The organism is Mesorhizobium loti, assembly GCA_014189435.1.
GTDB classification, from domain to species: domain Bacteria; phylum Pseudomonadota; class Alphaproteobacteria; order Rhizobiales; family Rhizobiaceae; genus Mesorhizobium; species Mesorhizobium loti_G.
Genome location: CP050293.1, coordinates 5572343 through 5588047, shown reverse-complemented (window position 1 = coordinate 5588047; position 15705 = coordinate 5572343). Strand labels below are relative to the sequence as shown.

Sequence of the window (15705 nt, the reverse complement as noted above, 5' to 3'; positions counted from 1 at the left end):
GGTCATGCCCGCATCGCCTTGCCTAGTGGATCGTATGGCGACGAAGCGATGACGCGCGCACCTCTTTCGACGCCGACGATGTGGGTTGTCAACTCAGTATCGATACCGGCCGCATCGCGATCGACCAGCGCCATGGCGAGGCTCTTGCCGACCGTGTGGCCATAGCCGCCCGAGGTGACGAAGCCGGCAAGTCTGCCCTTGTTCCAGATAGGCTCGTAGCCGCTGGCATCAGCGCCCGCCGCGTCGATTTCGAGTGTCACCAGCGTGCGCCTCGATGGAACCTTCTGCTCTTTCAGGGCCGCCTCGCGCCCGATGAAATCGCCCTTGTCGAAGGCGACCCAGCGGTCCATCCCGGTCTCATCAGGCGTATAGTCCTGCGTGAACTCGCGCGACCAGATGCCAAAACTCTTTTCGAGCCGCAGCGAATTGACCGCGCCGAAGCCGTATTCGGTCACGCCGAGGTCCTTGCCTGCCGTCAGCAGCGCGCGGCGCAGCGCCGCGTGCTCATTGGCCCGGCAATGGATCTCGTAGCCAAGTTCGCCGATGACCGACAGTCGCCCGACCTTGGCCCGCACCAGTCCGACATCGAGCGTCCTGCAGGCGAGGAATCCGAAGGCCTCGTGCGAGACATCCTGGTGTGTCAGCCGCTCAAGCAGAAGACGCGCATTGGGTCCGGCCAGAGAGAAGCCGACGACCGTGTCCGAGATATCGCGGACTGTGACGCCGTCAGCCAGATGCTGTTCGAACCAGCGCATGTGCCACTGGCGCAGATAGTAGGAGCCCATGATCCACCAGGAGCCATCGCCCCAGTTGAAGACGGTGAGGTCGCCCTTGAGCTTGCCGTTCTCACCCAGCATCGGCGCGAGTTTGGCGCGACCCGGCTTGGGCAGCGCACAGGCGAGCAGCCGGTTGAGCCAGGCCTCGGCCTGTGGGCCGGTGATCTCGTAGCGCGAGAAGGCTGATATATCGAGCAGGCCGACGCCTTCGCGCACCTTGCGGCATTCCTGTGCGACGATGTCGAAGGCGTTGGAGCGCTTCAGCGTCGGTGTCTCGACGAAGCCTTGCGGCGCGAAATAGAGCGGCACTTCCATGCCCCACGAATTGCCCCAGCGCGCTCCGGCTGCGTCCATGGCGTCATGCGCGCCGGCCGTCTTCAAGGGCCGTCCCGCCGGCAGCTGCTCGTTCGGATAGCTCATGACGAAGCGGCGCGAATAGAATTGCCCGGTGGTCTGCCTGATGTATTCGCGGTTGGAGGCGAAGTCGCCGTAGCGGGCGATGTCCATGCCGTAGACATCAGCTTCCGGCTCGCCATGGATCATCCATTCGGCAAGCGACTTGCCGACGCCGCCGCCTTGCAGGAAGCCGGCCATGACGCCGCACGCCACCCAGTAATTGGGCACGCCGCGCACCGGGCCGACCAGCGGATTGCCGTCCGGCGAGAAGGTGAAGGCGCCGTTCACCCAGCGCTTGATGCCGGCATTCTCCAGGCAAGGGTAGCGGCTGAAGCCGAGCGCCAGCTCGTCGGCGATGCGGTCAGTGTCTTCCTGGATCAGTTCGATGCCGTAGTCCCACGGCGCTCCGTCCATGTTCCAGTGCTTGTGGTTGATCTCGTAGATGCCGAGCAGCAGGCCCTTCTGCTCCTGGCGCATATAGGTGAAGCCTTCGAGATCGACGATCAGCGGCAATTCCTTGTCCAGCGCCTGGATTTCGGGCAGCGCCTCGGTGACGAGATAATGGTGCTCCATCGGCGATACCGGCAGGTCGATGCCGGCCATCCGGCCGACCTGCTTGGCCCACAGCCCGCCGGCATTGACGACGTGCTCGGCAATCACCGTGCCCTTCTCGGTGACCACGTCCCAGCAGCCGTCGGCGCGGCGATTGAGTTCCAGCACGCGGTTGTGCTCGATGATGTCGGCGCCGCGCAGCCTGGCGGCCTTGGCATAGGCGTGCACGACGCCCGAGGGATCGATATGGCCTTCGCGCGCGGCATAGAGCCCACCCAGCATGCCGTCGGTGTTGAGGATCGGGCAGCGCTGCTTGATCTCATCGACGCCGACCAGATGGACATCGTCGATGCCCATGGTCTGGAAGATGCGGTAGGAGGCCTTCAGCCATTCCCAACGCTCCGGCGCCGAGGCGACCGAGATGCCGCCGGTCATGTGCATGCCGATGCTCTGGCCCGATTCCTTCCCGACCTCGGAGAGCAGGTCGATCGTATAGGCTTGCAGCGCGGCGATGTTGGGATCGGCATTCAGCGCATGGAAGCCGCCGGCCGCATGCCAGCTCGACCCTGCGGTCAGCACCTCGCGTTCGATCAGCGCGACGTCGCTCCAGCCGAACTTTGCCAGGTGATAGAGCACCGAGGCCCCAACCACGCCGCCGCCGATGACGATCGCCCTATATTGGGATTTCATTCTGTCGCGCTCCACCCAGTCATGGCGACGCAACCTAGTGGCATTGTACATCAGTGTCTAGTGCTTTGCGCGGCTTCGCACTGCGGTGGCGTTTTCGCTGTGGTCATGATTGACAACGATGCGAGCGAGTGGATGGCTAGCGGCTGCGGGGAACGGTTTTCTCGACGTAGCGCGAGAAATCCTCGACGTCCTGGGGTGACGGCTCCTGGCCGGTAAAACTGCGCAGATACGAGGCAACTTGAGCCAGGCGGCTGCTCATCGGCTCGTTGAGTTCGAGCGAGTAATAGCCGATCTGCATGAAATAGAGCACGCGGGCCCGCACGAACGCATCCACCTCGTCATAGCCATGACGCATGAACATGTCGCGAATGGCGTTGACGCGCTCCTCGTCGGCCTCGTCGAGCGCGCGCCGGATGGCAGGCGACCGGCGAGCCCAGGCCCTGATCGCGAAATCCAGTTGCGGATCGAACAGCCTTTCGTCCACCCAGCATTCGAAAATGCTCATCACCCCGCGGATGACGGTGGCGGAAGGCCGCCTGGCGCGTTCGACGATGAATTTGGTGTTGGTCTGCCGCCAGTAGTCGAGCAACTGGTCGAGCAGATCCTGCCGGCTCTTGAAATACCAGTAGAAGCTGGAACGCGACACATCGAGCTTCTGGCCCAGCGTCAGCACGCGGACACGTTCGACGCCATCCGAGATCAACGTTTCAAGCGCAAGCTTCAGCCAGTCTTCGCGAGTGGCCTTGATGTTGCCGGTGGCGCCGGCGCGCTGGATCGTCGTTTCGAGAGCTGCCATCGACACGACGCATGACACGCTGCCTCAGGCAAATCAAGGCCGTGTACACTCATGTACAGCGCAATTGGATCAACTTCGAACGACGCGTCACGAATGTTAGCCGGGTTGGGGTCGACAAGGCGCTATGGCCATCGCGTCATCGGCGTGGTGCAGAGCCAGGGGATTTTTGTCGCGGCCACCGGCTCAGTGTTTGCTTTCCCGCAAGGCAATTGTCTGGCAAATACCAGTTCAGACAGATGCCCGCGCGGCCAACCAGCAGGAACACACGACATGACGCTGTTTCGACAGAACCTCATCGATGGCGAATGGGTCGGCGAGGCCGGTTCGCGTAACATCAACCCCTCGGATACCGGCGATGTCGTCGGCGACTATGCCTCGGCGGGAGCCGAGCAGGCGGGTCAAGCGATCGCGGCGGCCAAGGCGGCGTTTCCGGCATGGTCCCGTTCCGGTCCGCTGGCGCGCCACGCGGTGCTGAAAAAGACCGCCGACGAGATCATGGCGCGCAAGGACGAGATCGGCCGCAATCTGGCGCGTGAGGAAGGCAAGACGCTGGCCGAAGGCATCGGCGAGACCATTCGCGCTGCCCAGATATTCGACTTCTTTGCCGGGGAAACATTGCGTTTGACCGGAGAGGTCGTACCGAGCGTGCGACCGGGCGTCGGCGTTGAGATGACGCGCGAGGCGGTCGGCGTCGTCGGCATCATCACGCCGTGGAATTTCCCCATCGCCATTCCGGCGTGGAAGATTGCGCCGGCGCTGACCCACGGCAACACCGTCGTCTTCAAGCCGGCCGAGCTGGTTCCGGAGAGCGCCTGGACCATCGTCGACATCCTGCATCGCGCCGGCCTGCCGAAGGGCGTGCTCAATCTCGTCATGGGCAAGGGCTCGGTCGTTGGTCAGGCGATGCTCGACAGTCCCGATGTCAACGCCATCAGCTTCACCGGCTCGGTCGGCACCGGCAAGCGCGTCGCCGCGGCAAGCATCGAGCATATGCGCAAGTTCCAGCTTGAAATGGGCGGCAAGAACCCGCTGGTCGTGCTCGACGATGCCGACCTTGCGGTCGCCGTCGATTGCGCGCTCAATGGCGCCTTCTTCTCGACCGGCCAGCGCTGCACTGCCTCGTCCCGGCTTGTCGTGACGGAGGGCATTCATGATCGCTTCGTCGACGCCCTCAAGGATCGCATGAGCAAACTGGTGATCGGCGATGCGCTCGACGCGCAGACCCAGATCGGCCCGGTCGTCGACGCGACGCAGCTGAAGCAGGACGAGGACTACATCGCCATCGGCGTCAGGGAAGGTGCCACGCTTGCCTTCGGCGGCGAGCGGCTCGATCGCAAGGCGCCGGGCTTCTACTTGCAGCCGGCATTGCTGACTGAGGCCACCAACGCCATGCGCAGTTCGCGCGAGGAGATTTTCGGCCCTGTCGCCAGCGTCATCCGCGTCAAGGACTATGACGAGGCGCTTGCCGTCGCCAACGACACGCCCTTCGGCTTGACCTCGGGCATCTGCACCTCGAGCCTCAAGCATGCCACCCACTTCAAGCGCAATTCGGAGGCCGGCATGGTGATGGTCAACCTGCCGACGGCGGGCGTCGACTTCCATGTTCCCTTCGGCGGCCGCAAGGGCTCGAGCTACGGCCCGCGCGAACAAGGCCGCTACGCGGCGGAATTCTACACCACGGTGAAGACCGCCTATACGTTCGCTGGCTGATCGGCCGTCGGTCGATCATGCCGGGCTGATCGGCTGTAGGCTGATCATGCCGGGCTGATCGGGGCCGGCCACCCGCCACGCATATCTGGATTGGAGCGGCGCGAAGCGATGACAGTGCAGAACCTGACCTGGCTCAACCCGCCGTCGCACCACACCGTCGGCGGCGATAGTGTTCGTGTGCGCACCGGCAAGGAAACCGATTTCTGGCGCGAGACCTTTTACGGTTTCTGGCGTGACAACGGCCACTTCCTGTACCGGACGGTCGAGGGCGATTTCACCGCCGAAGTCACGGTCAAAGGCGATTACAAGGTGCTTTATGATCAGGCCGGGCTGATGGTCCGGCTCAGCGAAACGCATTGGATCAAGGCCGGTATCGAATACACCGATGGCCTTGCCTATTTCTCCGTTGTCGTCACCAACGACACGTCGGACTGGTCGCTGGTGGCCATTCATGCCGATCCGAACGGCGTCAGGATACGGTTGACCCGTCACGCCGAGGCGATCCGGGTCCAGTACCTCGATGCTTCCGACGGCCACTGGAAGCCGGTGCGGCTCGCTTACTTCCCGATTTCGAAGACGGTCGATGTCGGCATGATGTGCTGTTCGCCGCAGCGCGAAGGCTTCGAGGTCACGTTCTCCGATTTTTCCGTCGGTCCGCCGATATCGCGCGAATTGCACGATTGAGGCGTGCGGTCTTGCGCGGAACCGCGAGCACTTCGACCTTTACGACAGCCACTGTTTGAAGACTTGCCGCGCGCGCCGTCGGGTTGTCCGACCGCGCCGTGAAGGGGGCGCGGCAATTGCCCTGGGCCTTGCCCTTTCACATATTGTATGATTGGATCCAATCATACAATATGGATATGAAGAGGAAGACCGCACGATGACGCACTGGCAAGGGGTCTTCCCGGCGGTTACGACCAAGCTGAACCAGGATGGTTCGATCGACATCGAGGCGACGCAGGCGAGCATCGATCGCCTGATCGCCAATGGCGTGTCTGGCGTCATCGTCCTGCCGATGCTTGGCGAGAACGCATCACTGCAGCCGCAGGAGCGGGAAGCGGTCATCCGGGCCGCGAAGGAGGTGGTGGCCGGACGTGTCCCGCTGCTGTCCGGCCTTGCCGAGATTTCGACGGCCAACGCAACCGCAGCCGCGCGCAAGTACCAGGATTTCGGCGCCGAAGGCCTGATGGTGTTCCCCAGTCTTGGCTACAAGACCGACCCGCGCGAGACGGCTGAGTGGTACAAGGCGATCGCCAACGCCAGCGATCTGCCGATCATGATCTACAACAACCCGATCGCCTATGGCGTCGACGTCACCCCGGCCATCCTGAAGGCGCTGGCGGACTGCCCGACCATCGTTGCGGTGAAGGAAGAGACCGGCGATGTGCGCCGGGTCACCGACATGATCATCGAGCTCGGCGATCGCTTCGATATCTTCTGCGGCGTCGACGACCAGATCGTCGAGAGCATGGCGCTCGGCGCCACCGGCTGGGTGTCCGGCATGACGAACGCATGGCCAAAGCAATGCGTCCGCATCTTCAATTTGTGCGCGGCCGGCGATTTCGCCGGCGCGCGCGATCTCTACCGCATCATGACGCCGTCCTTTCACCTCGACACGCATGTCAAGCTGGTCCAGTACATCAAGATGGCCGAGCATCTCGTCTATGGCGCGCCGGAGTGGACCCGAGCGCCGCGTCTGCTCCTGGTCGGCGAGGAGCGCGCGCGCGTAACCGCCATTATCGAGGCGGCGATCGAAAAGCTCAGGCAGCAGGACTGAACACGGGACGCCCATGGCCACCACCGATAAGCCGCTGCTGCAGCGCCAGACCGTGACGGCAATGGTCGCCGAGTACATCGCCGCCCGGATCATCGGCGGCGATTACCCGGGTGGGCATCAGATCCGCCAGGAAGCCATCGCTGCCGAGCTTGGCGTGAGCCGGATCCCGGTGCGCGAAGCGCTTCTGCAACTGGAGGCGGACGGCCTTGTCGTCATCAGGACGCATCGCGGCGCGGTCGTGTCGGAGCTGTCCGCCGACGATGCGATCGACCTATTCGATGCGCGTCTGCTGCTTGAGCCCTTCCTGGTCGAAAAGGCGATCGCGCACGCCTCGGATCAGGATATTGCCGCCCTCGAAAAATCGCTGCGCGCCTATGAGGCCGCCATCGCCCGGGGCGATGATCCCAAGGACCTCAGCCGTCTCAACTGGGCGTTCCACACCGCATTGCTCGAACCCTCTATGCGGCCGCGTTCGATGGCCGTCGTCCAGGCGCTCTACAATTCCGCCGACCGCTATTTGCGTCTGCAGATCGAGCCCGCCAAGGCACAGGCCAAGGCTCTGCAGGAGCATCGCGAGCTCTTCGAGGCCTATCGTCGGAAGGATATCGCCGAGACCGCACGCCTGTTGAGAAAACACATCGCCGACGCGGCCGGCGAAATCGTCAGCCAGTTGCGGCGCAGCGAGACCGCCGCCTGACGATTATCCGTAAATGTCGCGGCAACCCTGTTGCGGCAGGGCACATCGATGCGGGACGATGTCGCTCTTCCATGTCTGGTGGAGGGTCGTTGGAATCATGCGTCGGCCTCGTCCGGTCCCAGCCCGGCGCGGACGGCGTTGCGGATGGCTTGCGGGCCGAACCTAGTCCAAACCGCTTGATGTGCGCGGATGCGCTGGCGTGCTCTGCGGTCGGTGTCCAGGCAAAGTCCGACAGCCATGTCGGCCAGCCCTTCATCGGTATCCGACAGCAGCAGTTCCTCCTTGTCGACCAGATCCAGACCCTCGGCCGCCATCGGCGTCGCGATCACCGGCACGCCCCAGGCCATCGCCTCCAGGATCTTGATGCGCGTCCCGCCGCCTGCCGCAAGCGGCATGATGCTGAGATGCGCCCTGGACAGGAGCGGTGCCACGCTTTCGGGGTTTTCGACGAGTTCCACGCCAGGCAACCCGGCCAGCGCCTGCACGGCCGATTTCGGGTTGCGTCCAGCGAGGATCAGTGTCGCGTCCGGCAAGGCCTGTCGGATACGCGGCAATATGGAGCCGGCTAAGCGCTCGACAGCATCGACGTTTGGCGGATAGCCGAGATGGCCGATAAACAGGATCACCGGAAAGCCGTTGCCGACCCCAGGCTCGGCTGGTAGCGTTTCGAGACGGTGCGCTGTGTGCGGAATTCCGTTCGGAACGACGTCGATCGGCACGGTGTGCCGGGAAAGCGTCATCAGCCTTTCGCGATCCTGGCGCGAGCAGACCCAGACCCTGTCGACCAGGGCAAGCGCCTTTCTCTCGAGACGCCTGATGCCAAGGCTTGGCGCGATCGTCGCCACGGCAGGTCGCTTCGCATCGACGCGCCGCAACTGTCCCGCCAGGTCGGACTCGACATTGTGCATGTCGAGGATCAGCTGTTTCGTCAGCGCCCGCAAAGGCCGCAGCAGCTTGAACAGGCCGATACCCTCAACCAGCACGGTGTCAGGGCGGAAGTCTCGAACCAGTGCTTCCAGCCGCGTCAAGGCGGCGCGCGAAATGCGATGCTCCGCCCTTATGCGCCACCACCCGATCGAACCGGAGCGGGTCTCTCCTTCGATCGACAAGGCCTCGGTACGGATCGACGGATCGGCAGCTTCCATGGCTCGCGGCCGCACCGACACCAGGCAGACCGGGCCGAATTCCGCTGCCGCTTCAGCGTTGCGATGATTTCGCAGATCCGCGCCGGAGGTTGGCGGAAAGGCCGGATCGTGGGTCACGACAAGCGTACGCCTTTCGGCATTCCGTGCCGGGAGGGCCACGTGCGAGGTCATCGTGTTGGCGGCGTGCACTCGGGACTGTGCGCCCGGAGCTGCACCAAAGACTTTATTCCAGACGGCATTCCTGACGGCCCCGCAGCCACAAAACCAGCTTCGACTTGTTTAGCTGATCGGCACTTTCGTCAAGCGCTGGATAGTCCTTGAGTGTCTGGTGCGCCGGGTTGGCGACAAGGTCCGGTCAGAATGTAGGGTCATCGTCTGGATCGTTCCAGCCAACGCGTCGTGACATGTCTCCAGAATGAGGTGAACCGCGTTCGCCTGTAAGCGTCGGCGGCCATCTTTATGCCTTGTGCCTGCGTTGGGAACGGATGGATGACGTCGGCCAGCGCGAGCAGACCCATGCCCGACTTGATCGCCAGCGACACCGCATTGATCATCTCGCCGGCATGGCTGGCGACGACCGTCGCACCCAGGATGCGGTCGGACCCCTCCCTGACGTGGATTTTGACAAACCCCTCTTCCTCGCCGTCCATGACCGCACGGGCGACATCGTGCATCAGCACCGTATAGGTCTTGACCGGGATGCCGTTCTGGCGCGCCTGCGCCGGATAGAGGCCGACATGGGCGATCTCCGGATCGGTGTAGGTGCACCACGGAATGACCAGTTCGCTCAGTTTGCTGCGTCCGAGAAACAGGGCGTTGTGCACGACCATGCGGGCTGTCGCCTCGGCGGTATGGGTGAATTTGTAGGCGAGGCAGACATCGCCCGCCGCATAGATGCGCGGATTGGTGGTTCTGAGATAATCGTCCACTTTGACGCCGGTGGCGTCGTATGCCACCCCGGCGTTCTCCAGGTCGAGACCATCGACATTGGGCGAACGGCCGATGCCGGTGATGATCTCGTCGACGGAAATCGTCGTCGTCTCGTCGTCGCGCACCAGGTCGGCGAGCTTCTTCCCACCCCCTGTCCGCACCGCGACGACCTCGGTGTTCAGGCGAACCTCGACCCCTTCGCGTGCCAGCGCGTCCGAAAGGATCTGGGCGGCGTCGCGTTCCTCGCCAGGTAGGAACATCGGATCGCTCTGCGCCAGAATGACCTTCGCTCCCAGCAGGCAGAAGGCCTGCGCGGCCTCGCAACCGAGCGGTCCGCCGCCGATGACCAGAAGCCGTTTCGGGCGGTCTGTGAGATCGAACATGGTCTCGTTGCTGAGATAACCGGCTTCCGCCAGGCCCGGAATCGTCGGCAGGGCCGCACGCGCGCCCGTCGCGACCAGCGCCTTCCTGAAACGCAGCGTCTTGTCCGCGACCATGACCGCGTCCGGTCCAGAAAATCGCGCCTCGCCGAAATAGAGGTCGATGCCTTCGGAGGCCAGGCTCGCGGCCGAATCGGCACGGCTGATCCGCTGCCGGATCTGCCGCATCCGCGTCATGGCCCGCTGAAAGTCGACGTGAAGACGATCCGGCGTGTCGCCGCCAAAAGTCTCGGCATCGCGCATATCGGCGTAGAGCCTGGCCGTGCGGATGATCGCTTTCGAGGGGATGCAGCCGACATTGACGCAGGCGCCGCCGATCAGCCCGCGCTCGATCAGCGCGACTTTCGCGCCAAGGTTTGCCGCCTCGCGCGCGGCGGTCAGCCCAGCCGGCCCGGCGCCGATGACGACCAGATTGTATGGGCCGTCGGGTTGCGGGTTCTTCCAGTGCGGCGGATGGGCGCTCTTGATCAGGCTGATGTCGTTGCTGTCGACGGGGAAGGCGGGAGCCCAGTGGTCACGCGCCATCGCCGTCATCCCTCGCCGGGCTTGCCGGCTGCGACAGCCAGCCGCCGCTGAACCCGGCCTTGCGCAGGCCGCGACGGATATGCTGATTGGACCGCATCAGCTTCCAGATCAGCCCTGACCGATGGTTCTCGATCATCATCACCACGATGCCCTGATCCAGCCCGAAATGGCCTTCCGATACCCAGCCGTGCCGGCCGAATTTCCGCCGGTTCGCCAATGTCGGATTGAAGCCGCTCGGCAGCCGGAAATTATCGATCACCTCGGGGTAGCGATCCCCGAGATGGCGCAAGGCAGTCAGGCAGATCTCCGGCGCGAACGGCAGCGATGCCGGATAGGACCATGGCGCGATCGTCCCGTCATCGGGCCCGAACGGCGCGCCGCGCGCGGCATAGCCGGAAAACCGCCGGCGCTGTCGCGCCACGCTGGTGCGAAAGCCGCCTGGCCCGTCGCCCGCCGAAAGTCCCCACAAATTCTCGTCGTAGCCGCCGTAGCCGTAAGGGTTGTGGCGCGCATAGTCGCGATGCAGGTAGGTCGCGCGGCGGCTGTTTTCGAAATAGTCGGAGTTCTTCTCTCGCATGAAGGCGTCGCGGATGCCGGCAAAGTCGATCCAGGCATGCGAGAACTGGTGCATGAACAGCGGACCGCCATAGAGCACGTCGTAGCCGTAGATGTTTTCCCACTGATAGGTCGCCGTCCAGCCCTCGTAGCTGTTGTCCGAGGTCGGGCTGTCGGGCGAGGCCATCGACAGCACATAGAGGATCGTCGCTTCGTTGTAGCCTTCCCAGCCATAGTGGAGAAAGCCGCTCTTCGGCTTCCAGCCCTGACGGAGCGTCGGGCTTGAGCCTTGCGCCCATCGCCAGTCGACGCGCCGGTAGAGCGCCTCGGCCAGTTCCCGGATTCTCGCTTCCTCCTCATCCTCGCCGGAGAAATAGGATGCCGCCACCAGCATGCCTGATATCAGCAACGCCGTGTCCACCATCGACAGTTCGCAGCGCCAGACGCGCAGGCCGGTCCGCATGTCGAGGAAATGATAGTAGAAACCCTTGTGGCCGGTGACGTCCTCGCCATTGCCTTGCTGGCTGGTCGAGAAGAAACGCAGTGCGGCCAGCGTCAGCTTCACGGCTGCTTCGCGCGTCATCCAGCCGCGCTCGACGCCGATCGGATAGCAGGACAGCGCGAAGCCGACGACAGCGATGCTGACCGGCGAATTCGGTCGCGATGTATCGGCGACCAGTCCGTTTTCGGGGTTCACGTTCTCGAGGAAATAATCGAAGGCGGCGCGCTGATAGCGGTCCAGAAGCTCGTCGTCGGACAGTGCGGCAGGCTCGGCTCTAAGCAAAAGCAGCAAGCTCCCGCCGGATGGCTGCATCCCGTGTCATGGTTTCCCGCTACCTTTGTTGCGATTTGTCGGTTCGAAGCCTGCAACTATACGCCCGTAAGCTCCCGTTCGTTGCACCGTCACGCGGAATTGAGATGCGTCTTGGTCTCAGTAGGTGGCGCGGCCGCCGGAAACGTCGAACACGGCGGCCGTCGTGAACGAGCACTCCTCCGAGGCGATCCAGCAGATCAGCGCCGCCACCTCGTCAACCTCGCCGAAGCGCGCCATCGGTATCTTGGACAGCATGAAGTCGATGTGCTCCTGGCTCATCTGCTTGAAGATCGCGGTGCGCACGGCCGCCGGTGTAACGCAATTGACCGTCACCCTGGTCTTGGCCAGTTCCTTGCCGAGCGACTTGGTCAGGCCGATCACCGCGGCCTTGGACGTGCTGTAGGCGGAGGCGTTGGGGTTGCCTTCCTTGCCGGCGATCGAGGCGATGTTGACGATGCGGCCATAGTTGCGCTCGAGCATGTGCGGCACGAGCGCCTTGTTGCAGTAGAAGACGCCGTTGATGTTGATGTCGATGACCTTCTGCCAATCCTCGGTCGAATAATTCCAGGTCGTCATGTTGGGTCCGGTGATCGCCGCACTGGTAACCAGGATGTCGACACCGCCAAACGCTTCGATCGTCCGTGCGGCGGCGTTTGCAACGCCGACGGCATCGGCGACGTCCACCGCCACGCCGTGCAGTCCCGGAATGACGACTTTCGCCTGCTCGATCTGGGCAGGATCGCGATCCCAGACCGAAACCCGTCCGCCCTCTTCGACAATCCTCTGAGCCACCGCCAACCCGATGCCCGATGCGCCGCCGGTGATGACCGCCGCCCGACCACTGAATCGTCCTGCAAAATTCATCGGCATCCAATTTTCCCCCGTCACCTGAACCCGATGGACGCCGACGATGCGCGACCGTCATACCATCGGCGGCGACTGTGCGGTCACCGTCGGGCAAGTTCAAGCCGGCATGCAGGCTGATCGTCTGGGCCAATCCCGCGCCGGGATTACATGGGGTTTCCCTCGAGCTCACTGCCCAGCGCTTTCACCATCGCCACCAGCGCCGGTCCGATCTCGCCATGCGCGCGGTCCTCGGTGATGATTTCGCCGATGCCGCCGCAGGTGATGGCAACCAGCGGCGAGCCGTCACGCGGGCGGAACGGCACGCCGACCGCATGGATGTAGCTGTGCCAGGCGCCGAACGACGTCACGTAGCCCTGCCGTGCATATTGGGCGATCGCATCGTCGATCGCAGTCGCGATCAGCGCTGCCTTGTCCGGCTCCGCTTCCTGCAAAGCCCGCACAAGGCCGGCGCGCTCCTCGGGGGAAAGCGCCGCCGCATAGGCCAGCCCCATCGATGTCTTCCAGATCGGCAGATAGGAGCCTGGATTGAGCCGCAGCGTGACAAGGCTCTCCGACCGGCAATTGGCGAGATAGACCATGTTGAGGCTGTCGCGCGTGCCGAGCGCCACCGCCGCGCCGGTCAGATCGGCCAGCGGCTGCATCAGCGGCCGGGCGACGTGAACGACGGCGCTGGAACTCAGCGCCGAATAGCCCAGCGCCACGGTGGCCGGTCCCAGGCTGTAGCGGCCGAGATCCTTGTCGTAGAGGAGGTAGCCGAGCGCGCTCAGCGTATAGGTGATGCGCGACACCGTGGCTTTGGGCAGGCCGGTGCGGGCGATGATGTCCTGGTTGCCGAGCGAGGCATCGCCCGGCCGGAAGGCGCGCAGGATGCCCAGCCCGCGCACCAGCGACGACGAAAGCTGCGCGCCTTCGCCTTCAAGCTCCGTCTCGTCCCTGGTCGCTCGCTTGCGCACGCTGGGTCTTTCTGGCGTCGTCGTCCGCCTGTCGGCCGGTGCCGCCGGCACGGTCGATCAAAAATGAAATTAAATTCCATTTATATTGACAGCGGCTTTCGCGGACTGTCAATATGCTTCCATCGATGGCATCTCCCAGCGCCTTGTGCCATCTTACGAAGCCCCTCCTTGTGAAGGTAGCCACGTGTCTCGCTATATTTTGCGCCGGCTTATCGCGATGCCGTTTCTGGTGCTCGGCATCGTCACCATCGCCTTCCTGATCACCACGGTGACCAAGGGCGATCCGCTGACCGCCATTGTCGCCGAACAGCAGATGAGCAACCCGGAAGTGGTGGCCGCGGCCAAGGCGCGCTGGGGTCTCGATCGCCCCTTGCCGGAACGCTATATGATATATCTCGGCAATCTGCTGAGCGGCGACCTTGGCACCTCCTTCATCACCAAGCGCAATGTCGGCACCGACATTCTCTACCGCTTGCCGGCAACGCTCGAACTGGTTTTCGCGGCGATGATCTTCGGCACCACGCTCGGCATCGTGCTTGGCGTGCTGGCGGCTTATTTCCGCAACAGCCTGATCGACCACGGCGCCCGCCTGTTCGCTTTGTTCGGCTCGTCGCTGCCGGTGTTCTGGTCGGGGCTCGGCCTGTTGTTCATTTTCTCGGTCATGCTCAACTGGCTGCCGGGGCCGGGCAGGGTTGATGCCCGCCTGGCATTGCCGCCCGGCATCACCGGCTTCCTGACCATCGATTCGCTGCTGGCTGGCGACTGGACCGTCTTCAAGGACGCGCTCTGGCACCTGCTTCTGCCGGCGTTCGTGCTCGGCTGGACGGTTTCGGGCACCATATCGCGGCTGGTGCGCGCCAACATGCTGGATGTGATGAGCCGCGAGTTCGTGCTCACCGCGCGCGCCAAGGGGGCGAGCGAATTCCGCGTCGTCATCGTGCACGCGCTGCGCAACACCATGGTGCCGACCTTGACCGTCATCGGCTATTCCTTCGCCTATCTGATCACCGGCGCGGTGCTGACCGAAACCATCTTTTCCTGGCCGGGCATGGGCTCCTATGCCGTCGAGGCGGCGCGCGCCCTCGACTTCCCGGCGATCATCGGCGTCACCATCGTCGGCGGCCTTGCCTTCTTGGTCACCAACCTCATCACCGACATACTCTACGTCGTGGCCAACCCGCGCGTGAGATTGAGCTGATGTCGGCGGTCGCAACCAAATCCCGTTCCGCCGCCGTTCCCGAATGGCTGACCGCGCCTTTGGTCATCGGCACGGTCGTCATCCTGTTCTGGCTGTTCATGACCGTGTTCGCCAACCTGGTCGTGCAGTTCGATCCGCTCGAAATGGTGGCGCGCCGGCTGCAGCCGCCGAGCTGGGCGCACTGGCTGGGCACCGATGCGCTCGGCCGCGATGTCTTGAGCCGCACCTTGCACGGAGCGGCGCATTCGCTGCCGATCGCGGTTCTGGTCGTCGTCTCGGCCGTGGTGATCGGCTCGCTGCTCGGCGCCATCTCCGGCTTCGTCGGCGGCCTGACCGGCGCGGCGATCATGCGGCTTGTCGACGTCACTCTGTCCTTCCCGCCGATGCTGCTGGCGATGGCTGTTGCGGCCTCGCTCGGGCCTGGCCTCGGCAATGCGGCCATTGCCATGGTGCTGGTCTGGTGGCCGGTCTATGCCCGCCTGATGCGGGCGCAGGTGCTGGAGGTGAAGGAGCGCGAACATGTCGAGGCGGCGATCGCCGCCGGCGCTAGGCCGCGGCGCGTGCTGTTCACACACATATTGCCGCTTTGCTGGACCCCCGTGCTGATTAGCGCGACCATGGATCTCGGCCAGGTCGTGCTGCTTGCGGCGTCGCTCAGCTTCATCGGCCTCGGCGCCACGCCGCCGACGCCCGAATGGGGCTCGATGATCTCCGACGGCGCGGTCCATTTCTATCAGTGGTGGATCGCTTTCGGTCCCGGCATCGCCATCCTCACCATCGTGCTCGGCTTCAACTTCATCGGCGATGGCTTACGCGACATTCTCGATCCAAGGTCGGACTAGGCGATGAGCGCACAGATATCTTCAGCGCAGTCCGGCGCAGTC

The 15705-nt window shown here is 63.9% G+C and carries 13 protein-coding genes; 6 read left to right on the top strand and 7 right to left on the bottom strand.

The features are described 5' to 3' along the window. Positions 1-2: 2 nt before the first annotated feature. Both HB777_26705 and HB777_26700 read right to left on the bottom strand, forming a co-directional pair. Positions 3-2414 carry an FAD-dependent oxidoreductase gene (locus HB777_26705; GenBank protein QND67157.1) on the bottom strand — a complete coding sequence of 804 codons (2412 nt, stop codon included), beginning with the start codon at positions 2412-2414 and terminating at the stop codon, positions 3-5. A 136-nt stretch (positions 2415-2550) separates the two neighbouring features. After that, entirely contained in the window at positions 2551-3210 is a 660-nt protein-coding gene (locus HB777_26700) for a TetR/AcrR family transcriptional regulator (protein ID QND67156.1), read from the bottom strand. Positions 3211-3480: 270 nt separating this feature from the next. Here HB777_26700 and HB777_26695 point away from each other — a divergent pair, with 270 nt between their 5' ends. The 4 genes from HB777_26695 (at position 3481) to HB777_26680 (ending at position 7394) form a co-directional block, all read left to right on the top strand. Next, positions 3481-4920: an aldehyde dehydrogenase family protein gene (locus tag HB777_26695; protein QND67155.1), complete on the top strand. Its 1440-nt coding sequence runs from the start codon at positions 3481-3483 to the stop codon at positions 4918-4920. A gap of 108 nt (positions 4921-5028) precedes the next feature. Next, on the top strand, positions 5029-5604 hold the full coding sequence (locus HB777_26690; protein ID QND67154.1) for a DUF1349 domain-containing protein: 576 nt from the start codon (positions 5029-5031) through the stop codon (positions 5602-5604). A gap of 196 nt (positions 5605-5800) precedes the next feature. Then, a complete protein-coding gene (locus tag HB777_26685) occupies positions 5801-6697 on the top strand; it encodes a dihydrodipicolinate synthase family protein (GenBank protein ID QND67153.1) in 897 nt (298 codons plus the stop codon). Positions 6698-6710: 13 nt separating this feature from the next. Then, entirely contained in the window at positions 6711-7394 is a 684-nt protein-coding gene (locus HB777_26680; GenBank protein ID QND67152.1) for a GntR family transcriptional regulator, read from the top strand. Between the two features lie 95 nt (positions 7395-7489). On the opposite strand, the gene HB777_26675 is transcribed toward HB777_26680, so the two are convergent. The 5 genes from HB777_26675 to HB777_26655 form a co-directional block, all read right to left on the bottom strand. Beyond that, on the bottom strand, positions 7490-8710 hold the full coding sequence (locus tag HB777_26675; protein ID QND67151.1) for a glycosyltransferase: 1221 nt from the start codon (positions 8708-8710) through the stop codon (positions 7490-7492). A 197-nt stretch (positions 8711-8907) separates the two neighbouring features. Next, the gene (locus tag HB777_26670; GenBank protein QND67150.1) at positions 8908-10434 is read right to left on the bottom strand and encodes a mercuric reductase; all 1527 of its coding nucleotides are present in this window, start codon (positions 10432-10434) and stop codon (positions 8908-8910) included. After that, the gene (locus HB777_26665) at positions 10424-11773 is read right to left on the bottom strand and encodes a hypothetical protein (protein QND68918.1); all 1350 of its coding nucleotides are present in this window, start codon (positions 11771-11773) and stop codon (positions 10424-10426) included. The genes HB777_26670 and HB777_26665 overlap by 11 nt, the downstream gene beginning before the upstream one ends. Before the next feature lie 147 nt (positions 11774-11920). After that, positions 11921-12673: an SDR family oxidoreductase gene (locus tag HB777_26660; protein QND67149.1), complete on the bottom strand. Its 753-nt coding sequence runs from the start codon at positions 12671-12673 to the stop codon at positions 11921-11923. Positions 12674-12813: 140 nt separating this feature from the next. Then, positions 12814-13623 carry an IclR family transcriptional regulator gene (locus HB777_26655; protein ID QND67148.1) on the bottom strand — a complete coding sequence of 270 codons (810 nt, stop codon included), beginning with the start codon at positions 13621-13623 and terminating at the stop codon, positions 12814-12816. 184 nt (positions 13624-13807) lie between these two features. On the opposite strand from HB777_26655, the gene HB777_26650 reads away from it, so the two are divergent. Further along, positions 13808-14821, top strand: a complete 1014-nt coding sequence (locus tag HB777_26650) for an ABC transporter permease (protein ID QND67147.1) — start codon at positions 13808-13810, stop codon at positions 14819-14821. Next, positions 14821-15663 (top strand): ABC transporter permease, encoded by an 843-nt coding sequence (locus tag HB777_26645; protein ID QND67146.1) that lies wholly within the window; start codon positions 14821-14823, stop codon positions 15661-15663. Before HB777_26650 ends, HB777_26645 begins: the two co-directional genes overlap by 1 nt. Positions 15664-15705: the final 42 nt, after the last annotated feature.